The sequence below is a fragment of the Providencia sp. PROV208 genome, assembly GCF_028479465.1.
GTDB classification, from domain to species: Bacteria; Pseudomonadota; Gammaproteobacteria; order Enterobacterales; family Enterobacteriaceae; genus Providencia; species Providencia alcalifaciens.
The window spans coordinates 45,869-69,691 of the sequence record NZ_JAMPNS010000015.1 but is presented as its reverse complement, the minus strand read 5'-3'; the positions used below and the strand labels follow the sequence as shown (position 1 = coordinate 69,691).

Here is a 23,823-nt window from a genome sequence, read left to right as displayed (position 1 = left end):
TAAGAAGGCAAATATGCATTGGTTAGCCGATTATTGGTGGATCATTCTACTTTTATTGGTTGGCGTCATTTGGAATTCAGTTAAAGAAATGATGCGACTCGACCCCAAAAAATATTTAGACGACAAACCTAAAATTCCACCTCACCAAGATAATAATCACCTGTGGGACGATGAAGACGACGACTGGCCTAAGGACAAAAAACGCTAATTTGCTGTTTTAATCCGCGCGTCTGTTCAGCGTAATAATCATTCAACCATTGGGCAATTTCCATTCTTGCACGTTTTAGCCACTGTTTTCGCCCTGCTAAACCTAGCCGCTTTGCTGCCTGCTCGATGGATAGCCCTTGCAGGAAGTAATATCCAAGAGCAGTATTCACCATTTCATGCGAATGTTGTTGCTGAAAAACAGCTAAAAAGCGCTGTAGTGACGCCTCACTCGCCGCAAGCGAGCGGCTATAATGGCTAAAGCCGACTAATTCTAGCCAATCCCCAGCATCAAGTAGCTGCTCAGATGTGCTTTTCAGATTAAATTCATCGAGATCATCACGCCAAAACAGATCTCGCTGTAAGCGATGTTGCCCCAGATGGCAGATTGCCCGAGCTTCCGTAGATAACGGCAATATCGCCATTGCAGTATAACAGCCACTACTTGCCTCAATATGGCGCCCTATACGTAAAAGATGGAATCCCGCTGATTGCCAAAATGCCAATAAGTCAGGCGTCAAACCAAAACTCACCGAAAGAAAATCCAAACCATCCTGAACACCGCGTTCCACTTGTAATGCTAATAAGCGTTGCCCGATTTTTTGGCGGCGATATCGGGTTTGCACTGCGATCCTCATCACACGCCGAGAACGCAACCTCGATGCTTCAGGAAAATAACTATGCGCAGCAAGAGATTGCGCTACTAAATTTCCCCGAGGACGCCGTAATCCAGCCCAAATTTGCCAGCTTAAATGCGTCTCTAACCCTCCTTCATCCACCAACCAAACAGCTCCCATAACATACTGATTATCTTGGCTTATCATCGCAAAATGTTGATGCTGAGCATCCAATAATCGTCGTAGATCCAGAGGTGACGTTCGATAATGTGCCGCCGTTAATAAACCATAAAACCCCTTCAGCAACTTAGGATCATCCGCAAGTTGTTGTTGGCTCAACAACTGTGTAATCGCTGGTGCATCGATAATATGAGGGGATTCCACCTCACCTAACAAAAGACTCTGATTAATCACTTTTTCGAGCGGATCATCCTGCGCAAATCGAATCGGCTGAGTTAGCGATAACTCAGTAAAATTCTCAAGGCTATCGCAAAATTTCATCACAAATCCACGCCCAGTTCCTTCATACCCTTCGACTGTCGTCGTCATTAAAACCCGCGGAAAATAGGCGATAATTTTTCGTAGCATGTGCGTTGGAATTGCGGCGGCTTCATCAATAATCAACCAATCTGCATCAATCGTTTGACCAAATTCGCAATAGTGTAAAAGCACATCTGGTGCCCAAAATTCAAGTTCATGTTCCGCATACTCAGCGACCACACGGGTGGAAACTTTCGCCGGTGCACAACACCAGCACTTTCCCTGCCACTGTTTTATCAGCATCCCTGCAACTGTCGATTTTCCTCTTCCTCGAGGTGCGATCAATCCCCAAACACCGCAATTAGCGGACATTAATTGTTTCAGGGCATTGAGTTGCTGTTGAGTCGGTTGACCTAAAGGTGGAAACCATTTGGGGTGATCGGGTAGCAAATTCAAGAAACGTGGCTGGTTTTGCTCCACAACTAACACTTCGGGACAATTCAAAAATGTTCGCTGTAAATGACGGACAAAATTGGGAGTAGGGATTTCACCAAAGTGCTCATTCCAACGCTCACTATCCGCATCATTTTGACTTGCCCACGTTGACTGTGGCGGAGTACAGAGCACCAATAAACTACCCGCTTTTAATGTTCCCGCTAAGATAGCAAGGGCTTCGCTGTGCAGACCTTTACGTGCATCAAAGATGCCATGGGTGAATTCACGTCCCAGCAATAATTGCGCTTTTTCCGGTAGGATATTATTGGGTAACTCTGATGAAATACACAGCCAATCTCCCGCTAAATAACTTTGAATTTGCTGAAGTTCATTCGAGATCCATTCACTCTCACCTGATATCACCAGCAAACGGCGATAACCCACAGTTTGTAGCTGTTCAACAATTGCCTGTAATGATTTTTGCATAAGTCGCGCTACGATTTACCAACCAATAATGAGAGAATTCCAGCCGCAATCAACGGTCCGACAGGAACCCCGCGGAATAGTGCCACACCAATCACCGTACCGACTAATAATCCTGCAACAGTTGAAGGTTGGCTTCCCATGAGTGCCACCCCACGGCTCCCTAACCAAGAAACCAACACGCCAATCACTATTGCTAAGAGTGATTTCCAATTCAAAAATGAGCCTAATACATCATTTGCGGAGATCTTCCCACTGGCAATCGGCGCCATTACCCCTATTGTCAATATTAAAATACCAATAGTTAATCCGTATTTTTCTACCCAAGGAAAGAAATTATTCAGTGGCGTGATCCGTACAACCAACAGAAACAGCATGGCTAACGTCACCGTCATGTTATGGCTGATAATACCTAGCCCTGCCAGTACCAGCAAAATGATCAGTGTTGGATCAACTTGGCTCATAGATTTTCCCCTGTAAAATAAATACGTTGCAGTATTCCACTTTCACTGCATCCATAAAGTATGTATGTTATTGATCTCGCGCTGAAGAGGCAAACATTCCTTCATCGCTCAGCACTATTTTCCATCGTTTATCTGAAAAACAGTTTACCTTAAAAACAACACTGTTTTTTGCTCAGCCTTGCAAACCAGATGAAAGCTTAAGCCAAATAATTAGAATATTTGGGACTCTACTTCCATTTTTTTCTGTTTTTCCCGACCTTCTCTATCAATCTTTTTCAAGATGCAGTGTGTTTCACTAAAAAACCCAGAAAAAATCGCCTTTCCCAGACAGCCATTTATCAATTCGTATAATAGATTACCAAAATCTATCAACATGATTCGCAAGGATCTTTGCTATGTCTCATTCTTTAGCAACTTACTCAAATGCGCGTTTTATCGCTCTACGCTTACGCCCAGGGGATGATGTTATTCTCACATTGCAACAACAGGTAAAGCACCACCAGCTACAAGCTGCATTTATTGCAGGCTGTGTCGGTAGTTTAACCGATGTTGCACTGCGCTTTGCTGGGCAAGAAGATACTCATCTGACATCCGGTAAATTTGAAATTGTATCGCTTATCGGGACACTAGATGCTCAAGGTGAGCATCTCCATCTTGCAGTCTCCGATGAAAATGGACATATGCGTGGTGGGCATATGATGCCCGGCTGCACCGTCAGAACCACCCTCGAATTAATTATTGGCGAATTAGAAAATAATACATTTACCCGTGAGCATTGCACGCTTTCAGGGTATGAAGAATTGGTCATCACTTCGCGTTAACTATCATTCTGTCTTGATTTTTATTATGGCGTTAATTTTCAACTTCTAAGGGATATTTATTTCATGGCAAACTCGTCAATGATTTCAAGCCGCACACTGGCGCTAATTGTTTTCTCCATTGCAATCAATATGGTCGTTGGACAGCTAAGTTCTATGTTAAAGCTGCCTATCTTTTTAGATTCTATTGGAACGATTATCTGCGCGCTTCTCGCGGGTCCTTGGGCTGCCTTATTTAGCGGTTTAGCAACGAACTTACTGTGGGGATTATTAAGTGGTCCTATCGCCGCGGCATTTGCCCCTGTGGCAATGATGATTGGCTTAAGCGCAGGCTTACTCGCCCGAGCCGGTGGTTTTCGTACCCTACCACGTGTGATTTTATCGGGTGTAGTCATCACTTTTGCACTAATGATTGTTGCCGTGCCTATCCGCACTTACTTATTTGCGGGTACGACTGGTAGTGGTGCAGACTTTTTTGTCGCCTATTTCCACGCCGTTGGTGAAAACTTATTAGAATCGGTCGCCATTACCGTCTTAGGTGCCAATATTGCCGATAAGATAATCTCTGCCATTGTCGCTTGGATGCTTGTTCGTCGTTTACCAGAGCGCGTTCAGCGCACTTTCCCAAATATGGCTAAAGTACGCTAGGGGTCAGGATGCATCCTTTTACCTCATTAACCTTATGGCTCTGGTTTAGCGCTAGCACATTGATGCTACCACTCGGCTGGGGCTTGGTCTTTGTTGCTTTCGCTCCATTTGCCGCCGTCATTCTACGGTCCGCGTCGTATCACCGTTGGAAATTTATCGCATGGGTTATGCTGCCGATGGCAGCAGGACTTTGGTTAATTCATGGAGGCTGGTTAAGCCAATTATTAACGGGTTCACCACCACTTATCTCTCAGCAACAAAGTGCCATGGCTTTATGGCTACGCCTGCTAGCCATCATTAGTGCATCCCAATTATGGTTGCAATATGTCTCCACAGAACAATTTATTCGTGCGTTGTTTGCAAGCCGTCTTCCTGCGAGTTTTGCTTATGTGCTCGCCGGTCCACTCTTACTGGCTGAACAGTTTCGCCAACAACTTGCGAGCATTCGAGAAGCGCAGCTTGCTCGGGGTGTCCCATTAGATGGTCACTTTTGGCAACGTATGACATCATTGCCCGCCCTCTTATTTCCACTGGTTAGCCAGACACTCAGCGAACTGACTGTGCGCAGTGCTGCACTCGATATGCGTGGTTTTCGTTATACTCGTCATCGCACTACTTTACATAAACCTATGGATAGCCGAAGCCAATATATCTGGCGCCTCGTTTTGTTGCTATTAATCGTCATTGAAGGAGCCTTTGCATTATGGTGGTAGATTTACAGCAACTGTCCTTTATCCCACAAGGTAGTGAAGAGCCTATTCTTGATGCTATTCACTTAGCCTTACCTCAAGGACATTGGCATTGTATTCTGGGCGGTAATGGCAGCGGAAAAACCACATTTGCGCAACTGTTAGCGGGCTGGTTTCCTGATCAATTGATTGGCAAATTAATCGGTGATGGGCAAGTGCTTTCTCAGCGATTAGGAAAACAATCATTAGTTGAGTTATCAGTCGATCGTCAGTTAGTTCAGCAATCACCTCAATTACAGCTATCAGGATGCTCTTTTACTGTTGCACAAGAAGTGGCATTTGGTCCTGAAAATTTGGGGTTGTCTCCTGAGGAAATTGTTCGCCGCGTTGAACAAGCTTTGGATTTGACATTCAGCCAGGATTTGCGTGATCGTCATCCTGCGACACTGTCTGGAGGCGAAGCTCAACGAGTCGTTCTAGCCAGTGCCCTCGCTATGTCTCCCCAGCTGTTGCTATTAGATGAAGCATTTAGTCGTCTCACGCCCGCAGCTACCTATCGACTATTAGCACAACTCAAAAACTACAGTGAAAAAACTGGTTGTAGTGTCATTCTATTGGAGCGCCACTTACTGCCTGCCTTGCATTTTTGTGATGATTTTTCACTACTTGAGCAAGGTAAAATCACCGCTCAAGGGGATATTAACTCCGTATTTCTACCCGCGCAAAATACCATCAATATGCCAGATGCATGGCGAGTGTTGGGTAAATTAATAGAAAATGGTATTTGGCAATCGGAAGTTCCATGCAAAGAACAGCAACTCATTCAAGGCATCGAGGCTTGCTATGCTGCAAATCAATAACTTAAGCTTTCAATGGGCACCTAAAACCGCGCCAGCTATTGCCGAGCTGTCATTCGCAATCCATGCTGGTGAATGGGTCGCTCTCGTCGGTGACAATGGTGCAGGAAAATCCACGTTATTACGCTTAATGGCAGGACTGTTATCGCCTTCTCATGGGGAGGTCAATTTCAATCAACACCCCATATCTTCATTACGTGCGATCGAGCGGGCACAGCACATTGGAATTTTATTCCAAGAGGCGGAAAAACAGATTTTTCACAGCACCGTAAAAGATGAAATTTTGTTTGGGTTACGCCGTAAAAAACTCAATCAATCTGACATCACGGAAAAGTTAGAACACGCTTTAGATTTATGTCATTTAACCGATGTCGCTGATAAACACCCTCTAGACTTGCATTCAGCCCAACGACGAATGGTCGCTGTTGCGTGTTTAACCGCTGTCGCACCTAAACTATTGTTGTTAGATGAACCTAGCCGAGATTTCGACGCCCAGTGGCTCGGCTATTTTGAACAGTGGCTAGATTTTCAAAAGCAGCTTGGCACCACCGTTGTCACTATCAGCCATGATTTAGATTTTGCTGCGCGCTACTTTGAACGTGCCTTGCATTTGTCTCAGGGTCACTTAGTCGCGGATGGCAAGATTGATACCGTATTACGCCATCACGAGTTACAACCTAATTCAGCGTTACCTTCCCCCTCCTTACACGCCCTGAGCCAGCAATTAAATATACCGCCCCAAAACCATCCCATCTCTTGGGTCCAGCAATTTATGGCACAAATTCAGTCATAATGTACACGTAAAAAAATAGCCTGCAATTTGCAGGCTATCCTCTATTCGCTTAATACGCGGTTGAATACTTAGTCAAGCTTAACTCCAATACGGCGAGCCACTTCTTCGTAAGCTTCAATCAAGCCACCAAGGCTTTGACGAAAACGGTCTTTGTCCATTTTATTCAGGGTTTCTTTATCCCACAAACGGCTACCGTCTGGAGAGAATTCATCACCCAGCACAACTTCACCTTTGAATAAACCGAACTCCAATTTAAAGTCGACTAAGATCAAACCTGCGTCCGCAAAAATTTTGCTTAAAACATCGTTCGCTTTGTAGCTAAGTTCGCGCATTTTCGCTAAGTTTTCTTTGCTCACCCAACCAAACGTTTCGCAGTAAGATTCGTTCACCATTGGGTCATGTTTAGCGTCATCTTTCAGGAATAAATCGAACAGAGGCGGGTTTAAAATCATCCCTTCTTCTACCCCAAGGCGCTTGACCAGCGATCCTGCCGCACGGTTACGAATAACGCATTCAACCGGCACCATATCCAGTTTTTTAACCAACGCTTCGGTGTCAGATAACAGGGCTTCCATTTGGGTAGGAATACCGGCTTCTTGCAATTTAGTCATAATAAAATGGTTAAATTTATTATTGACCATACCTTTGCGGTCAAACTGTTCGATACGCTCGCCATCGAGTGCTGATGTATCATTGCGGAACTCCAGAATTAGTAAATCTGGATCCTCTGTGGTATAGACCGTTTTTGCCTTGCCACGATACAACTCAGCTTTCTTTTGCATCTTAAACACTCCAGGGATGTGAATACACTCAATAGAAATCAACCTGCACAGCAGATTCAGATAAGTAACAGAAGAATAAACCGCTAAAAATGGCGGGTTCATTGTTAATTTTCTGCTCTGATTCAGTCAGTTATCAAAAAATAATCATGATATTGCTAACTAACTGATATTCAATATTTTATGATTAACTGCTAATTATGATAATAAAATTCTCACGCATACGCAAACGATTACTTAGCCGTAAATACTGATTTTTTGTCCATTTGTTTCAACGAGAATTTTAGGGTGGATAAATGCGTAGGTGGGTAGTTAAAGTAATGAATGTTTACTGATAATTATCAGTTTGTGGGTATATACGTCGATATCTCTACCCCAAAGTTGATTAATCCACTGACTAAAGAACTTAGCCTCAGTATGGATTTGTGTTAGTGGTCGGTCTTCAAGCGTGCCATCGGAAGCATAAATATAATAGCCTTGATAAAATGCCCAAGAAATCATGATTTCCCAGAAGCGCTGTCCATCACGAGTATGTTCTTCATCTGTTACCATGATGCTATGATTGTCGAGTAAATGAATGAAAAATATTCGAGGTAAATCTCCAATATTATTCCGATGTAGATGAGATATAGTGCGCCAAACTTTAATTTGAGTGCATGTGGTTTCACCAAAGACAATATCCGTGCGGAATCTCAGCTCGAGCAAGTAAACTGTTTCTGGTATTCCCTCCATCGATAATAATCGATATTGTTCTTTTTTGAGTGACTTAACTAACCGATATCCCTTAGGAATAACATAGCCGGGTAAATCAAAGTCCACAACGCCATCTCGAATAAAGCTTTCCGTATGGCTCTGGTTATTTTCGGTACTGCGTAATTTATAATTAAATTCAGCCCCTGATATTTGTCTTGGCATCGAAGTACTATCACTCTTGGTCGTTGGTTTAGATGCGTTATTATCCACGACTTTTCCCTCATTATTAGCCTTCATTGACTGAAGTATATCCGAAAAATAACCTCTAATACATTCACCGTTAGAGTGACTATTAAGCGGTTTTATTACGTTGAAATCACGTTTTTACCTGAAAAAAAACGCCATCCCAAAGGACGGCGTTTTCACTTGATAAAACAAATAAGTTATCTATGTAAACTTATTTTTTCATCTGTGTTTTACTGAAAGCAGCTTTTAGTGCAGCAACCATTTCATCATTTTGTTTCTGAGTTAATGGTACGCCTTTAGTGTTGATAAACTGTAAGCTACTACGGTTATTCAAGTCACCCACTTGGACTTTATAGTCATTTTCTGGCACAGATGGATCGTCAATACCCAGCGCTTGCCATTCAGAACTGCTTAGACCTTTGTACGTCACCATGACAGATCCGGCTGAACGGCTACGGTCACCCACTTTCATGCCCACGCTTTCTAACGCGTGCGGTAAACGCTCCCAGACAGCATCATATGGTGCACGAACGATAACAACTGGTAAGCCTGTATCATCGCTGCCCGACTGAACGTCAATGATACCGTATGCGCTTTGCAGACTATTTTTGCTTGATGTATCACGCAAGGTGTACAGCGCATCCGTTAAATCGTTTAATAACAGCTTGTTATAACGCTGAATTTCAGCAGCATCCGTAACGGTTTCATTTCCTTGGCGTAAGCCTAAGTTAGTTACAGTGAGTGCAATCATCCCATTTTCAGGCTGAACAGTCACTTTATGGCGGCTTTCTAATGGGACGTTCTCATCCGCACGATCCCACTTAACCCAATCCGTTTCGATAGAACGAGAACCATCATTTTTCGTGGTAACAGGAATACCACGTTGTTCTAAAATCATGGTCACTTGTGACCATAACGCATTATTTTCAGGAGTATTATCTAGCAACAAACGGCTGGCATTTGCACTGTTTTCAGTACGTGAGCCCGCTAATTGTGAAATCGTCAGTACCGGTGGGCGAATATCTAGCGCTTTCCCAACTGCACCTGTTGAGGTCGTTTTAGGAATATCATATTCACCGTTAGTCGCTGGTAATGTGATCCCTTGTGGCGCATTTAATACTTTCAATGGCGCAGCATTAAGATATTCCTCATCACCACTAACCTGACGTTTATAGCGCTGATCGCTGGAGCAGGCTGCCAGTAACACGACAAGTGACAGGCCAGCAACCTTCATAACCTTCGATTTTTGCAATAATGTTGCCATTAAAATTCCCTAAATTTTACAGTAAACCCGCGAGTTTCAAGGCATCCTCAACCTTTTGCTGTCCAGATACTGTTAACGGTGTCATTGGTAACCGTAAAGTATCATCCGCAATAAGACCTAGACGATGACAAGCCCATTTCGCAGGGATTGGATTCGGCTCAACAAATAACTGATGATGAAGACCCATCAGCTGTTTATTCAATTCACGGGCCTCAGTATATTTGCCCGCAAGCGCTAAGTCACACATTTTTACCATCTGCGCAGCCGCGACGTTGGACGTGACCGAAATAACGCCCTTTCCACCGAGTTGCATAAAATCAAGCGCGGTAGCATCATCGCCGGAAAGCAGAACAAAGTGATCATCAACCAGCTCTTTGATTTGGTGAACCCGTGCTAAGTTCCCTGTGGCCTCTTTAATTGCCACAATATTCGCCAATTTCGCTAAGCGCCCCACAGTTTCAGGTAATAAATCACACCCAGTGCGTGATGGTACATTATAGAGCACTTGTGGCAAGCTGGTGTTTTCTGAAATTGCTTTAAAGTGTTGATATAACCCTTCTTGTGACGGTCTATTATAATAAGGTGTTACCGTCAGGCACGCAACTACACCACTGTTTTCAAACTCATTTGTTAGCGAAATCGCTTCTGCGGTCGCATTTGCGCCCGTTCCCGCAATAATAGGAATTCGACCATCAGCTAACTCAAGTGTCGCTTTCACTACATCAACGTGCTCTTTATGGCTTAATGTTGCTGATTCCCCTGTTGTTCCGACAGACACAATCGCAGAGGTTTTATTGGCAACATGGTAATCCACCAGCTGTTTTAAGCTTTTTCTATCAACGTTACCCGCTGAGTCCATCGGTGTGATCACCGCAACAATACTGCCTTGTAAAAAGTCTTTGTAGTTTACGTTTTGATTAGCCATCGCCATACCCCCTAAATAGATGAGTTTCCATGTTACTTTTTCATTTCACAGAAGAAAACCACCCAAACGCAAGATTTTAATGAATTTTGTTAATGCCGACGACATTAACTTAAATAGAAGTAATAATTCAGCCATATTTGTCGCAAGAGTGAATCGCCCCACTTGGCAGATTCACAATTTTATGGTTTCCTTACCACCATCATGAGTCAATATTATTGACCTAAATTTAGTCAAAATAAGGAAGATACTTTGCCTAAGACTGAACCGCAATTTCTTGTTATTACTGCGCTGGGAACAGATCGTCCGGGCATTGTGAATACAATTACGCGTCTTGTCAGTGAATGTGATTGTAATATTGAGGATAGTCGACTCGCCATGTTTGGCGAGGAATTTACGTTTATCATGATGTTATCCGGCAGTTGGAACGCTATCACGCTCCTAGAAGCGATTTTACCCGCTAAAGGGGCTGAGCTGGATTTACTGATCGTCATGAAGCGCACACACAGTGTACAAACAACGTACTATCCTTCTACTGTCACAGTGAATGTCACCGTGGATGATGCCCCGCGGATTATTGAGCAATTTACCAATTTATTTACCACTCAACAGTGTAATATTGCGGAATTAACGTCCAAAACTCAGCCTGCGACTGAAACACAACCGGCTCAATTGGAAATTCAAATTACAGCTCATGACCCATTGAATGATAATGGCATAATTATAAAGAATAAATTTCAACAACTATGTACAATGCTAAATGCCAAAGGCAACATCAGTATTGTTAACAATCCCAAAATGCAGAGTTAACGGAGATATATGTAATGAACCCATTGAAAGCCGGTGATAAGGCTCCTCAATTTAGCCTTCCTGACCAAGATGGTGAAATCATCAATCTTTCTGATTTCCAGGGTCAACGCGTATTAGTTTACTTTTATCCTAAAGCGATGACACCAGGCTGTACAGTTCAAGCATGTGGACTGCGTGATGAGATGGATACACTAAAAGCAAAAGGTGTCGAAGTTTTAGGTATTAGTACAGACAAACCAGAAAAATTGGCTCGTTTCGCTGAAAAAGAGTTATTAAACTTCACACTGTTATCCGATGAAGATCATCAAGTTTGTGAACAATTTGGTGTGTGGGGCGAAAAGCAATTTATGGGGAAAACCTATGATGGTATCCACCGCATTAGTTTCCTTGTGGATGCAAATGGCACCATCGAACATGTTTTTGACAATTTTAAAACCAGTAATCACCACGAAATTGTATTAGCGTACATCAACGCTAATACCTAATTACTAAAAGGGTTGCTTATTATTAAGCAACCCTTTTTCGTTACTGCTCTTCCCGTTTGTCTTGCATCTCAGCATCATTCAGATCTTGCGGCCACGCATTAATTACCGCTTTAATTAAGGTTGCGAGTGGGATAGCAAAAAATACGCCCCAGAATCCCCATAGTCCACCAAAAATAACCACCGATAAAATGATGACGAGTGGGTGCAAGTTCACCGCTTCAGAGTACAGAAGTGGCACGACAATATTGCTGTCTAACCCTTGGATCACCAAATAGACAATAAACAGAGACCAAAATTCGGTTCCAATGCCCCACTGGAATAATGCCACCAGCACCACAGGAATCGTAGCGACTACCGCGCCAATATAAGGGATCAGTACGGAAACCCCGACCAATACAGATAATAGAACGGAATAGCGCAAATCAAAATACGCAAATCCAATATAGGTAAACACGCCAACAATCACCATTTCAGTGACTTTTCCGCGCAAATAGTTGGTAATTTGTTGGTTCATTTCCAACCAAACTTTACTGACTAATAAACGATTTTTAGGCAATAATTTTAAAAAGCTTTTTGTGATTTTTTCTTTATCTTTTAATAAGAAAAACATCATTAATGGCACTAGAACCAAATACACCGCCAGCGTGAAAATACCAATCAGTGAAGCGACCGAGGCTTTAACCACGGAATCCGCAACAACGGATAATCGGCTACGCACGTTATCTGCCATCATATCGATAATGCCAGCATCAACCAACGCAGGATATTGTTCAGGTAATCGACGGGCGAATTCACTAAAGCGATTGACCATGTTGGGTAAGTCCGCCACTAAGTTGATGCCTTGCTGCCATGCCGTCGGTGCAATAATTAAGATCACCATGGCACTTATTCCAGCAAATAAGGTCAAAATGATGCTAACCGCTAATACTCGGGAAAGCCCTAATCGTTGAAGTAAATGCGTTGGCCATTCAAGTAAATACGCCAAGACAATTGCGACTAACAATGGAGCCAGTATACTGCTGAAGAAAAAGATGACCAGAAAGCCGATAACCAGCAAACTAAACAAAGCAACAGCTTGCGGGTCAGCAAAGCGCCGACGGTACCATTGTAAAAACATTTCTAACATTCATTGGCTCCTGGGAATGTAAAACAAAGACAGTTCCTAAATTAAAGAAAATTATACCGAATAACAGATTTTACGATAGCTTTTGATATCATATCACCCAATTAATTCGCGTTTTCCGTAGGTAATAAGTGAAGATATGCATGATGACTAAAAAATTGAAATATCCACTGCTCGCTATACTGATGTCCGCACTGATCCACGGTGCTGTATTACCTGCTTATAGTGCTGTCGAGGACAGCTTGCCAGATATCGGCACAACCGCCGGTGGAACACTCAGCATTAACCAAGAAATTATTATGGGTGATGCTATCACTCGACAGATACGCGCCAGTACCCCTCTGATTTATGACCCATTATTAACTCAGTATGTTAATAAGTTAGGACAGCGTTTAGTCACTCATGCTGACTCTGTCAAAACCCCATTTCATTTTTATCTGGTGAATAACCCGAATATTAATGCTTACGCCTATTTTGGTGGTAACGTTGTTCTCCACTCCGCCCTATTTCGTTATAGCCAAAATGAGAGCCAACTAGCCTCCGTCATGGCGCATGAAATTTCTCACGTCACTCAGCGCCATCTTGCGCGAATGATGGAAGACCAAAAAGCCACAACACCGCTGGCAATCGCTGGTACTATAGGCTCCTTGTTGCTGGTCATGGCTAACCCTCAAGCAGGCTTTGCGGCATTAACGGGCACATTCGCAGGGATGCAGCAAGGCATGATCAGCTTTACACAAGCCAATGAACAAGAAGCTGACCGTATTGGTTTGCAAACGCTACGTCGCGCAGGGTTTGATCCACATGCAATGGCTGATTTCATGCAGATCATGTCAGACCAAACTCGCTATATGTCTAAACCACCTGAAATTTTGCTGACTCACCCCCTACCGGATAGCCGTTTAGCTGATGCCCGTAACCGTTCTAACCAATATCCGAAAGTACACGCGCCATCTTCATTAGACTTTATGCTAGCGCGCGTACGTATTTTGTCTATGTACAGCCCCGTAGATCAACGAAATGCGCTAGACCAAATCATAGAAAATTACAGTAAGGGTAATGCCCAAGAGCAATTAGCCGCTAAGTATGGTAAAGCCTTGCTGTTATCCCAAGATAAAAAATACAGCGACGCTGGCGTGATTATTTCAGAATTACTCGCCAAACAACCGGATAATCCGTGGTTTATCGATTCCATGACGGATATCGACATTGAACAAGGTCAAAAGGGCAAAGCGATTTCACGCCTACAAGATGCGCTGAAAAAATCACCGAAAAATACCGTATTTATTGTCAATCTAGCAAATGCGTACGTCAATAACGGGCAGTATCAAGATGCAACGAAGTTATTGAATAAATACACGTTCGATTATCCAGATGACCCGATTGGCTGGGATCTTCTCGCGGAAGCGTCAGCGAAACTCGGCGATCGTAATGCTGAATTGGCAGCCTATGCGGAAGGCATGGCACTACGCGGGAATTATGACACCGCCATCAACTATTTAAGTGAAGCAAGCCGTAGAAGCCGCTTAGGCAGCTATGAGCAACAACGTTTTGATGCGCGAATCGATGAACTCACTCGATTAAAAGAGCGCGACAGCAACGCAAAACCGTAAGGAGTTAAAATAATGACGGATTCAGTTAAAATTTATCATAACCCACGCTGCTCTAAGAGCCGTGAAACACTGGGTTTATTGCAAGAAAAAGGTATCACGCCAATCGTTGTGGAGTATTTAACCACTCCACCTTCCGTTGCCGACATTGAAAAGCTCCTGAAGATGCTCGGATTCAGTGATGCTCGCCAGTTAATGCGCACCAAAGAAGATATCTACAAAGCGTTAAAATTATCGGATGATAGCTTAACGCAAGCACAACTAATTCAGGCTATGCATGACAACCCAAAACTCATTGAGCGCCCTATTGTCATCAAAGGTAAAAAAGCAAAGTTGGGTCGTCCACCTGAACAAGTGTTAGACATTTTATAAGTAGGCTATTTGGCAGACAATAAGTTGGCAGTCGATTGGCTGCCAACTTTCTATAATTTGAGAATATCTTTAACGAAAGGAATGGTCATTTTACGCTGAGCAACAATCGAGGCATGATCCAGCTTATTTAAGATATCAAACAAGGTGCCCATCTTTCTATCTAACCGTTTTAATACAAACCGACAGACATCCTCAGGCAATTCAAACCCACGAATACTCGCACGTAATTGAAGCGCACAGATTTTATCTTCATCACTTAAAGGATGCAGTTTATAAATTTGCCCCCAATCAAGACGGGAAGCTAAGTCAGGTAGTTTTAAATCGATTTGACGTGGTGGGCGGTCCCCGGTGATCAGCAGGCAAGTTCGACCAATTTCTAATATTCGGTTATACAAATTGAATATGGCCATTTCCCACTCTTCATCACCCGCAATGCATTGAATATTATCAATACACACAAGCGAAAGGTGTTCCATACCTTCAAGTACATCAGGGACAAAATACGCTCGTTTATCCAAAGGGACATAGCCGACTGCTACTCCTTGTTCGGATAATTCAGCACACGCAGCGTGCAGTAAGTGACTCTTACCGCCCCCTTCTCTTGACCAGTAATAGATATAACTACCATGAGGCTGGTTAATCGCCGTTTTTAACGCGGAAAGTAATCCCTCATTTTCTCCTGCATAAAAACTCGCGAAAGTTTCATCATCAGGAAGATAAAGTGGCAGTGAGAGTTGAGATGGTGTGTTCAGAAGCGCCTCTGATTGTGCAATTCAATTAACGCCATTGAGTTTATCATAAATAACAAGAAGAGATGAACAGCCTGACGGTTAATTGCCGGAGCTTTAGCCACTCCGGCAATCTATTTATCTTAGTTCTGACTTATTTTTTATTTTCGTCTAATACTTTGACTTCTGAAGTCACAAATTGTTTTTCTGGGCGAACAAACGTAATAAAGCGGAATAATAGTGCCATAAAAATACCCACGATAGTCGCCAACGCCATACCTTTCAGTTCAGCTTGTCCAATATGGATCACCGCACCACTCACACCGATGATTAAAATCACTGAGGTTAAAATCAGGTTTTGTGGTTTGTTATAATCCACTTTAGAGTCGATCAGAACGCGAATACCCGATGCACCGATCACCCCATACAGTAACAGTGAAACACCACCCATAACAGGTACTGGCACTAATTGAATTGCTGCGGCTAATTTGCCCACGCAAGAGAGTAAGATAGCGATAATTGCCGCGCCACCGATGACCCACGTACTGTATACCTTAGTAATCGCCATTACCCCGATGTTTTCACCGTAAGTGGTATTCGGCGTAGAACCGAAGAAACCTGACAGCACGGTAGAGATACCGTTTGCGAACATAGAACGATGTAAACCTGGGTTTTTCATTAAATCGCGTTCAACAATATTTGCTGTCACAACTAAGTGCCCAACGTGTTCTGCAATCACCACTAAAGCCGCTGGTAAAATGGTTAAAATCGCAAACCACTCAAAGCGCGGTGTATAGAATGTAGGAATAGCAAACCATGGCGCTTCGATAACCGGTGTAAAGTCAACAATCCCCATAAAGTAAGAGAGTGCATAACCCGCTAAGAAACCGATTAGGATTGGGATAATGGATAAGAATCCACGGAAAACCACGGCACATAAGATAGTGATTGATAATGTCGTAATCGAAATGATTAATGTGTTTGAATCAACCACAGCACCATCTTTTGGCAACAAACCTGCCATGCTAGCGGCTGTTTGCGCTAATTCTAACCCAATAACCGCAACAATTGCCCCCATTGCGGCAGGCGGGAACATCACATTGATCCAACCACGCCCTGCAACCTTAACAATCAGTGCCACAATACAAAATAGCACCCCGCAGATAATGAATCCGCCAAGTGCTAACTCATAACCGAGTGGTAATAGGATTAAAACAGGAGAAATAAAAGCAAAGCTCGACCCTAAATATGCAGGAATTTTACCTTTACAGATAAATAAATACAGCAGCGTCCCAATCCCGTTGAATAATAAAATCGTCGCTGGGTTCACGCCAAATAAAATAGGAACAATAACCGTTGCCCCAAACATGGCAAACAAATGTTGAAAGCTTAATGGAATGGTTTGTAGTAATGGTGGTCTTTCTTCAACACTTATCGTGCGGCGTGTCATGTTCTTCATCCTCTTTGCGTCATCAATATTATTTTTTTTATCAAAAAAAAGCCGACTCTTCAGTCGGCTTCATTATTATTTAGTACCAAATATCTTATCGCCCGCATCTCCGAGACCCGGAACAATGTAACCTTCATCATTTAAATGTTGGTCAATTGAAGCCGTGTACAATTCGACATCTGGGTGCGCCGCTTCTAATGCAGCAATACCTTCTGGTGCAGCAACTAAAACTAAAACTTTAATTGAGTTACAACCGGATTTTTTCAGAAGATCGATGGTTGCAATCATAGAACCACCGGTTGCTAACATTGGGTCAACAATCAGCGCCATACGCTCATCAATGTTAGAAACTAATTTTTGGAAATATGGGACAGGTTGTAACGTTTCTTCATCACGGTAAATGCCCACTACACTGATACGTGCGCTTGGGATGCTTTCCAATACACCGTTCATCATACCAATACCTGCACGCAGAATTGGTACTACAGTGATTTTTTTACCTTTAATTTGTTCAATTTCTACAGGACCACACCAACCATCAATTGTTACTTTTTCAGTTTCTAGGTCAGCGGTCGCTTCATAAGTCAGTAGGCTACCAACCTCTGAGGCCAGTTCACGAAAGCGCTTAGTGCTTATATCATGATCTCGCATCAGGCCGAGTTTATGTTTAACGAGAGGGTGTTTTACCTCAACGATCTTCATGGGTTTCTCCTACTTTTTTAAAACGTCACCGGACAAAAAAATCGCGGGATTATACCGCTTTTTTCCCTCAATGCCACTAGAATCATCTTGATTCAGGTCAAATAAACATCAATCACTTACTCTTTGTTGAATTAGTATACACATAATATTTTTTAGCATGTAGACCGTGAATAAATTCATGCGCTTTGCATCACGATATCACAATTTATTGCCTCAAATATTTCAGTCAGAAAGCTATCGCAAACGTTTGCGGAGCCTGATAGAATATCGGCAAATGAAGTTATCTTTTCCAAAATGCAATTGCCTTGGGGGCCGTAGTGACTGATAAAACCTCTCTCAGCTATAAAGATGCCGGTGTTGATATTGATGCAGGTAACGCATTGGTTGAACGTATCAAAGGTGTGGTGAAAGAGACTCGCCGTCCAGAAGTAATGGGAGGATTGGGAGGGTTCGGCGCACTGTGTGCCCTACCACAAAAATACCGTGAGCCTGTCTTAGTATCCGGCACTGACGGTGTGGGAACCAAACTACGCCTCGCGATGGATTTAAAACGTCATGAATCCATCGGTATCGATTTAGTCGCGATGTGCGTCAATGACCTGATTGTCCAAGGTGCTGAGCCACTGTTTTTCTTAGACTACTATGCGACTGGTAAATTAGATGTTGATACTGCCGCTAGCGTCATTACTGGTATTGCCGAAGGTTGTAAGCAGTCTGGCTGTGCATTAGTCGGTGGTGAAACCGCTGAAATGCCAGGCATGTATCATGGCGAAGATTACGATGTTGCAGGTTTCTGCGTCGGGGTAGTAGAACGCTCTGAAATTATTGATGGTTCTAAAGTCAGTGCTGGCGATGCGCTTATCGCTTTAGCTTCAAGCGGTCCTCACTCTAACGGTTACTCGTTAGTTCGTAAAATTCTAGAAGTCAGCAAAACCAATCCAGAGAACACGCTATTAGCAGGCAAATCTCTCGCCGACCACTTGTTAGAGCCTACACGCATTTACGTTAAAAACGTTTTAGAATTAATTGCTAAAAACGACATTCATGCCATTGCGCATATTACGGGTGGCGGCTTCTGGGAAAATATCCCACGCGTTTTACCGGATAACACCCAAGCTATCATTGATGGCAACAGCTGGGAATGGCCTGCAGTATTCGAATGGCTGCAACAAGCGGGCGATGTCACGACGCATGAAATGTATCGTACATTTAACTGCGGCGTCGGCATCATCATCGCCCTACCACAGACTGAAGTTGAGTCCGCATTAAAATTGCTAACAGCATTAGGTGAAAATGCTTGGCAGATAGGAACAATTGGCGCATTACCTGCGGGTGAAGAGCAGGTTGTTATTCGCTAATGAAGAAAATCGTCGTTTTGATTTCAGGTAGTGGCAGCAATTTGCAGTCGATTATTGACGCCTGCCAACACCATCAAATTGATGGTCAAATTGCCGCTGTTATCAGTAATAAAAGTGATGCATACGGTCTGATTCGTGCACAAGAGGCTGGGATTCCAGCCCTTTGTGTTAGCTCAAAAACAATCACAGACCGTCAAGCCTACGATGCAGCACTCTTGGATACTATCGAACAATACCAACCTGATTTAGTCGTCTTAGCTGGGTTTATGCGTATTTTAACCCCTGATTTTGTGAAACATTTCACAGGGAAAATGCTGAATATCCACCCTTCTTTACTGCCTAAATACCCGGGGCTACATACCCATCGACGCGCGCTTGAAAACGGCGACAAAGAACACGGTACTTCCGTGCATTTTGTCACCGAAGAGCTCGATGGCGGACCGATTATTCTACAAGGTCATATTCCGGTCTTCGCACAAGATACGGAAGACGATTTGGTTGAACGCGTTAAACTGCAAGAGCACCTGATTTATCCTCAAGTCATTGAATGGTTTGTTTCCGAACGGCTGATGATGCAAGAGGGCAAAGCTGTATTAGATGGGCAACCATTACCAGCAACGGGTTATCGCGCAAATTAATACGCTGTTAGGTAGATTTAAATACACTCGCGCAGACTTGGTTGGCAGGTCTGTGCGAATAACTCAAACCCAACCATCCACAATAAACGTTTTATTTCCCACCTGCCAAATCGATAAAACTTTCCGTGACGTAAGATGCCTCATCAGACAGCAACCACGCGATAACCAGAGCAACCTCTTCTGGCTGACCTCCACGTTTCATCGGTAAGCTATCTTTAACTCGATCAACCCGAGCTGCCTCATCACCATCAGCATGCAGAAATTGAAAGGGAAATGCGAAGTTTTATCGGTGCCGGTTAAATAATCGGCACCAGGGAAATTAACGCCAGCGTTTTTCCGCCCAGGCGGCCTGCTGTTGCGCGTCGTGGAAAGTCCAGGCCACGAAGCGACTGATTTTTTGCCCCTGCGCCATTTCAATGGTACGGACTTCGGCCGCACCCACCAGATTCAATGCATGATAAATCGAAGGCAGTGTCGTGCTTTTAGAAATCAACGAGGTAAACCATAGGCAGTTTTGCGCTAGACTAACGCTCTCCTCTACCATTTTACGTACAAAGGCTTCTTCACCGCCTTCACACCATAGCTCGTTATTTTTGCCACCAAAGTTCTGTACCGGCGTGTCGGCTACCTCACCTTTACCCAACTTGTGCAGTTTGCGGCGGGTGCTGGCTTGTGCTTCCTGTTCAGAGCTATGGAACGGTGGATTACACAGTGTGGCATCAAATTTCTCCGCCACGCCGATGATGCCGTTCAAAATAGATTCAGGTTGTTTTTGCAAACGCAGACGCACGCCGTTTCTCAGCGTCGGATTCATCTCCACGATCATTTTGGCCGCATTCAGTGATACTGGTTCAACCTCCGAACCGGTAAAACGCCAGCCGTATTCACGCAGACCAATGATCGGATAAATACAGTTGGCACCAACGCCCACATCAAGGATAGCCACGCCTTTACCACGAGGGATCTCACCGCCGTTGCTGGTCGCCAGCAAGTCAGCAAGATGGTGTAAATAGTCGGCACGACCGGGGATCGGTGGGCATAGATAACCGGCGGGAATGTCCCAGTGTTCGATGCCATAAAAATGTTGCAGCAACGCACGGTTGAGCATTTTAACCGCTGTAGGATCGGCAAAATCTACCGAGATGTCGCCCCAGGCGTTCGGTTTGACGAACGGCTCCAGTGCAGGGCAACTGGCGATCAGGGCCGGGAAATCATAGCGCGAGCGATGACGGTTACGCGGGTGCAAGCCGCTTTTCTGCTGCGGGAAGGTTTTCTTTTTTTCCACCGTGACGGGCTCTCTTAAAGGTATTTCTGACGCGTACGATACCATATACCCTATAGCTTTCAAAACAGCTCGGGATGAAACCGTATTAAGCCTGCCTTCAGAGTTTATGCCGGAATGTCCTGCTCTTTATACCCAATGTCATTCAATATGCAGAAAGGTGGCAAGGAAAGATAGACAAGGAACATACATCAGTATGTAACCCGGCGAGCTGAATGCTGCCGACGAACCTGCAGTTTGAATGAATAAGGAGATATACCGTCCGTTTTGAGCTGTGAGTTCAATCGGTGGATGCAGTCAGAATAGATATTTGTGCAGTAGGTTTCTTTGAGGGCTAACGCAATCATAAAGGTAAATAAGCTTTAAATGCGTTAATTAGGTAGCGAAATACTGGATGTGCGGTGGCTCTGTTGACTTCCACTATCGGGAAACTCACGCCATAGTTAATGTAGCTGGTCTGTGCAATGTCGTCAGCGCTGCTAGGCTCCTGTTTCCCAAACTGGTTACAAGGGAAGCCAAGCACCACCAAACCCTGAGCAGCATATTTTTTGTAGAGTGCTTCAAGTCAGCTGTATTGTGGTGTAAAACCGCAATGGCTGGCTGTATTGACGACGAGAACAACCTTATCGGCGTAGTCTTCCATAGAGACAAGCTGGTCATTAAGACTTCTCGCTATCAATTGGTAAAAGAAGCTCATATTCGAGTCCTCAAAGTAGAATCAGTCGACACCAACATTGCCATCTGATTAGAGTATCTGGAAAATTAATCCTGCCTCTGATTGCGTGGCAGGTCTGAAATAGTGAGCGACTTATTGTTTAATTAGCCAATTTATTGAACAAAAAAATCTACAATAATTCACTCTTATTGTGAACAAGAATCATTATTTATGAATCGAGCTCATAAGCTCTAGAAGATTATAGCCTCTAATCTAATCAATAAATCTACGCTATGCTTTATTCCAACGAAAATAAAAAGGAGTGCATTATGCAAACGGTCAAATTAAACAATGGGGTTGAAATGCCATTGTTAGGCTTCGGTGTCTTTCAGATGACAGATGCGGACGAGTGTGAACGCGCCGTTATTGACGCGCTTGAAACCGGTTATCGTTTAATAGATACCGCTGCATCCTATCAAAATGAAACTCAAGTCGGGAATGCATTAAAACAGAGCCAAATAGCACGAGAAGATTTATTTATTACGACGAAGTTGTGGCTACAGGATACTAGCTACGAAGGGGCAAAAGCCCAATTTCAACGTTCATTAAGTCGCCTGCAACTCGACTATGTTGATCTTTACCTTATCCACCAACCTTATGGCGATGTCCACGGTGCGTGGCGAGCAATGGAAGAACTTTATCAAGCTGGAAAAATTCGGGCAATTGGTGTCAGCAATTTTCATCCAGATAGATTAGCTGACCTTATTGCATTCAATAAAGTTATTCCAGCGGTCAATCAAGTTGAAGTTAACCCATTCAATCAGCAACTACATGCAGTGCCATGGATGCAGAGTAAAAATATCCAACCAGAGGCTTGGGCGCCTTTTGCTGAAGGTAGAAATGGATTATTTCAGCATCCTCAACTCACCGCTATCGGTGAAAAATACGGCAAAAGTGTTGGACAAGTTGTTCTGCGCTGGTTATTTCAACGAGGCATTGTGTCACTGGCTAAATCAGTTCGTAAAACCAGAATGGCAGAAAATATAAACATTCTCGATTTCACTCTAACCGATAATGAAATGACACAAATCGCAGCAATGGATACGGCAACAAGTGCATTTTTCTCACACCGCGACCCTGCAATGGTTGAATGGCTCGCTGGTCGCAAGCTAGATGTTTAGTTAAGCAAACAGTCTAATTAATGATCAGGACATAAATCATGAAAAAACGTTTTCTTGGTAATTCTAAACTTGAAGTTTCTGCGCTTGGATTAGGTTGCATGGGGCTAAGTCACGGTTATGGTCCAGCCACAGATAAACGTCAAGCCATTGAATTGCTGCGTACAGCCGTCGAACGTGGGGTCACTTTTTTTGATACCGCAGAAGTCTATGGGCCATTCTTGAATGAGGAAGTGGTTGGTGAAGCATTAAAACCCTTTCGAGATAGCGTAGTTATTGCAACAAAATTTGGTTTCAACTGCAGTAATGAAAACAAACAGCAGCTTTTAAATAGCCGCCCAGAGCATATTCGTGAAGCGGTCGAAGGTTCATTACGTCGGCTCAAAACTGACGTTATTGACCTTCTATATCAACACCGTGTTGACCCAGATATACCTATTGAAGATGTTGCAGGCACAATAAAAGATTTGATTGCGGAAGGTAAAGTAAAGCACTTTGGTCTCTCTGAAGCCAGCGCTCAAACAATTCGCCGGGCACATGCCATTCAGCCTGTCACCGCACTGCAAAGCGAGTATTCACTTTGGTGGCGTGAACCTGAAGATGAAATATTACCTGTGCTTGAAGAATTAGGTATTGGATTTGTGCCCTTTAGCCCATTAGGAAAAGGTTTTTTAACTGGGGAAATTAATGCAAATACCACATTTAACGATGATGACTTTCGTAGCAAAGTCCCACGTTTCAACACAGAAGCGTTAGAGGCGAATGCACAACTGGTTACTTTGTTAGCTGACCTCGCTAGCCAGAAAGGCGTGACGTCAGCACAAATTGCACTGGCTTGGTTATTGGCACAAAAACCGTGGATTGTTCCTATTCCTGGCACAACTAAACTGCATCGTTTAGAGGAAAATTTAAATGCTGTCGATGTCATACTCACGAATAACGATTTGCAAAAAATTGCCCATGCGCTGGAAACAGTTAAAATTGTTGGAGAACGCTATCCTGCTGCGTTGCAAGCACTAATTAATCGATAAACTTATCTT

25 protein-coding genes and 2 pseudogenes are annotated in these 23,823 nt (G+C 43.6%); 14 read left to right on the top strand and 13 right to left on the bottom strand.

The genetic code is table 11. The features are described 5' to 3' along the window. Window positions 1–13: 13 nt before the first annotated feature. A complete protein-coding gene (locus PR766_RS11780) occupies window positions 14–208 on the top strand; it encodes a YpfN family protein (RefSeq protein WP_006658879.1) in 195 nt (64 codons plus the stop codon). Here PR766_RS11780 and PR766_RS11775 read toward each other — a convergent pair. Continuing rightward, window positions 189–2,222, bottom strand: a complete 2,034-nt coding sequence (locus PR766_RS11775) for a tRNA(Met) cytidine acetyltransferase TmcA (protein WP_154636553.1) — start codon at window positions 2,220–2,222, stop codon at window positions 189–191. The genes PR766_RS11780 and PR766_RS11775 overlap by 20 nt on opposite strands. Window positions 2,223–2,230: 8 nt before the next feature. Then, window positions 2,231–2,683: a DUF441 domain-containing protein gene (locus tag PR766_RS11770; RefSeq protein ID WP_006658881.1), complete on the bottom strand. Its 453-nt coding sequence runs from the start codon at window positions 2,681–2,683 to the stop codon at window positions 2,231–2,233. A 395-nt stretch (window positions 2,684–3,078) separates the two neighbouring features. Here PR766_RS11770 and PR766_RS11765 point away from each other — a divergent pair, with 395 nt between their 5' ends. From PR766_RS11765 to PR766_RS11745, 5 genes are all read left to right on the top strand, one after another. After that, the gene (locus PR766_RS11765) at window positions 3,079–3,504 is read left to right on the top strand and encodes a PPC domain-containing DNA-binding protein (protein ID WP_006658883.1); all 426 of its coding nucleotides are present in this window, start codon (window positions 3,079–3,081) and stop codon (window positions 3,502–3,504) included. 63 nt (window positions 3,505–3,567) lie between these two features. Continuing rightward, window positions 3,568–4,149: a membrane protein gene (locus PR766_RS11760; RefSeq protein WP_036961425.1), complete on the top strand. Its 582-nt coding sequence runs from the start codon at window positions 3,568–3,570 to the stop codon at window positions 4,147–4,149. Window positions 4,150–4,157: 8 nt separating this feature from the next. Further along, window positions 4,158–4,862 (top strand): energy-coupling factor transporter transmembrane component T, encoded by a 705-nt coding sequence (locus tag PR766_RS11755; RefSeq protein ID WP_036979429.1) that lies wholly within the window; start codon window positions 4,158–4,160, stop codon window positions 4,860–4,862. Next, the gene (locus PR766_RS11750) at window positions 4,853–5,698 is read left to right on the top strand and encodes an energy-coupling factor ABC transporter ATP-binding protein (RefSeq protein WP_154636552.1); all 846 of its coding nucleotides are present in this window, start codon (window positions 4,853–4,855) and stop codon (window positions 5,696–5,698) included. The genes PR766_RS11755 and PR766_RS11750 overlap by 10 nt, the downstream gene beginning before the upstream one ends. After that, window positions 5,682–6,488, top strand: coding sequence for an energy-coupling factor ABC transporter ATP-binding protein (locus PR766_RS11745; protein WP_036979430.1), 807 nt, complete (start codon window positions 5,682–5,684; stop codon window positions 6,486–6,488). Before PR766_RS11750 ends, PR766_RS11745 begins: the two co-directional genes overlap by 17 nt. 68 nt (window positions 6,489–6,556) lie before the next feature. Here the strand turns inward: PR766_RS11745 and purC are convergent, their stop codons facing one another. The 4 genes from purC to dapA all read right to left on the bottom strand — a co-directional run bounded on the left by purC (window position 6,557) and on the right by dapA (window position 10,395). Next, complete coding sequence (gene purC, locus PR766_RS11740) at window positions 6,557–7,270, bottom strand: phosphoribosylaminoimidazolesuccinocarboxamide synthase (RefSeq protein WP_154636551.1); 714 nt, start codon at window positions 7,268–7,270, stop codon at window positions 6,557–6,559. A gap of 309 nt (window positions 7,271–7,579) precedes the next feature. Beyond that, window positions 7,580–8,257 (bottom strand): hypothetical protein, encoded by a 678-nt coding sequence (locus PR766_RS11735; protein WP_154632178.1) that lies wholly within the window; start codon window positions 8,255–8,257, stop codon window positions 7,580–7,582. Window positions 8,258–8,417: 160 nt separating this feature from the next. Then, entirely contained in the window at window positions 8,418–9,470 is a 1,053-nt protein-coding gene (bamC, locus tag PR766_RS11730; RefSeq protein WP_006661606.1) for an outer membrane protein assembly factor BamC, read from the bottom strand. Window positions 9,471–9,486: 16 nt separating this feature from the next. Beyond that, window positions 9,487–10,395, bottom strand: coding sequence for a 4-hydroxy-tetrahydrodipicolinate synthase (dapA, locus tag PR766_RS11725; RefSeq protein WP_006661605.1), 909 nt, complete (start codon window positions 10,393–10,395; stop codon window positions 9,487–9,489). A gap of 249 nt (window positions 10,396–10,644) precedes the next feature. Here dapA and PR766_RS11720 point away from each other — a divergent pair, with 249 nt between their 5' ends. Further along, window positions 10,645–11,202: a glycine cleavage system transcriptional repressor gene (locus PR766_RS11720; protein ID WP_006658892.1), complete on the top strand. Its 558-nt coding sequence runs from the start codon at window positions 10,645–10,647 to the stop codon at window positions 11,200–11,202. A gap of 14 nt (window positions 11,203–11,216) precedes the next feature. After that, window positions 11,217–11,687 (top strand): thioredoxin-dependent thiol peroxidase, encoded by a 471-nt coding sequence (gene bcp, locus PR766_RS11715; RefSeq protein WP_006658893.1) that lies wholly within the window; start codon window positions 11,217–11,219, stop codon window positions 11,685–11,687. A 40-nt stretch (window positions 11,688–11,727) separates the two neighbouring features. Here bcp and PR766_RS11710 read toward each other — a convergent pair whose 3' ends face one another. Beyond that, window positions 11,728–12,813 (bottom strand): AI-2E family transporter, encoded by a 1,086-nt coding sequence (locus tag PR766_RS11710; protein ID WP_006658894.1) that lies wholly within the window; start codon window positions 12,811–12,813, stop codon window positions 11,728–11,730. A gap of 143 nt (window positions 12,814–12,956) precedes the next feature. On the opposite strand from PR766_RS11710, the gene PR766_RS11705 reads away from it, so the two are divergent. Together PR766_RS11705 and arsC are read left to right on the top strand one after the other, a co-directional pair. Beyond that, the gene (locus PR766_RS11705) at window positions 12,957–14,423 is read left to right on the top strand and encodes a beta-barrel assembly-enhancing protease (protein WP_154636658.1); all 1,467 of its coding nucleotides are present in this window, start codon (window positions 12,957–12,959) and stop codon (window positions 14,421–14,423) included. Window positions 14,424–14,435: 12 nt separating this feature from the next. After that, window positions 14,436–14,792 carry an arsenate reductase (glutaredoxin) gene (arsC, locus tag PR766_RS11700; RefSeq protein WP_006661603.1) on the top strand — a complete coding sequence of 119 codons (357 nt, stop codon included), beginning with the start codon at window positions 14,436–14,438 and terminating at the stop codon, window positions 14,790–14,792. A gap of 50 nt (window positions 14,793–14,842) precedes the next feature. On the opposite strand, the gene hda is transcribed toward arsC, so the two are convergent. The 3 genes from hda to upp form a co-directional block, all read right to left on the bottom strand. Beyond that, window positions 14,843–15,565 carry a DnaA inactivator Hda gene (hda, locus tag PR766_RS11695; protein WP_036961411.1) on the bottom strand — a complete coding sequence of 241 codons (723 nt, stop codon included), beginning with the start codon at window positions 15,563–15,565 and terminating at the stop codon, window positions 14,843–14,845. A 109-nt stretch (window positions 15,566–15,674) separates the two neighbouring features. Further along, entirely contained in the window at window positions 15,675–16,970 is a 1,296-nt protein-coding gene (uraA, locus tag PR766_RS11690) for a uracil permease (protein WP_006661602.1), read from the bottom strand. 75 nt (window positions 16,971–17,045) lie between these two features. Beyond that, window positions 17,046–17,672 (bottom strand): uracil phosphoribosyltransferase, encoded by a 627-nt coding sequence (gene upp, locus PR766_RS11685; RefSeq protein WP_006658899.1) that lies wholly within the window; start codon window positions 17,670–17,672, stop codon window positions 17,046–17,048. A gap of 317 nt (window positions 17,673–17,989) precedes the next feature. Here upp and purM point away from each other — a divergent pair, with 317 nt between their 5' ends. Both purM and purN read left to right on the top strand, forming a co-directional pair. Further along, window positions 17,990–19,030 carry a phosphoribosylformylglycinamidine cyclo-ligase gene (purM, locus tag PR766_RS11680; protein ID WP_036965858.1) on the top strand — a complete coding sequence of 347 codons (1,041 nt, stop codon included), beginning with the start codon at window positions 17,990–17,992 and terminating at the stop codon, window positions 19,028–19,030. Then, window positions 19,030–19,668 carry a phosphoribosylglycinamide formyltransferase gene (gene purN, locus PR766_RS11675; protein WP_006658902.1) on the top strand — a complete coding sequence of 213 codons (639 nt, stop codon included), beginning with the start codon at window positions 19,030–19,032 and terminating at the stop codon, window positions 19,666–19,668. Before purM ends, purN begins: the two co-directional genes overlap by 1 nt. A gap of 91 nt (window positions 19,669–19,759) precedes the next feature. On the opposite strand, the pseudogene PR766_RS11670 reads toward purN, so the two are convergent. The 3 genes and pseudogenes from PR766_RS11670 to PR766_RS11660 all read right to left on the bottom strand — a co-directional run. Continuing rightward, a pseudogene (locus tag PR766_RS11670) lies at window positions 19,760–19,927 on the bottom strand (SDR family oxidoreductase); the annotation flags it as partial. A gap of 60 nt (window positions 19,928–19,987) precedes the next feature. Next, the gene (gene rlmF / locus PR766_RS11665; protein WP_230086852.1) at window positions 19,988–20,953 is read right to left on the bottom strand and encodes a 23S rRNA (adenine(1618)-N(6))-methyltransferase RlmF; all 966 of its coding nucleotides are present in this window, start codon (window positions 20,951–20,953) and stop codon (window positions 19,988–19,990) included. Between the two features lie 373 nt (window positions 20,954–21,326). Continuing rightward, window positions 21,327–21,647 (bottom strand): annotated as a pseudogene (locus PR766_RS11660) (glutathione peroxidase); the annotation flags it as partial. Window positions 21,648–21,934: 287 nt separating this feature from the next. On the opposite strand from PR766_RS11660, the gene PR766_RS11655 reads away from it, so the two are divergent. Next, window positions 21,935–22,786, top strand: a complete 852-nt coding sequence (locus tag PR766_RS11655) for an aldo/keto reductase (protein ID WP_154600972.1) — start codon at window positions 21,935–21,937, stop codon at window positions 22,784–22,786. 38 nt (window positions 22,787–22,824) lie between these two features. After that, entirely contained in the window at window positions 22,825–23,814 is a 990-nt protein-coding gene (locus PR766_RS11650) for an aldo/keto reductase (protein ID WP_036961397.1), read from the top strand. The last annotated feature ends 9 nt before the right edge of the window (window positions 23,815–23,823 follow it).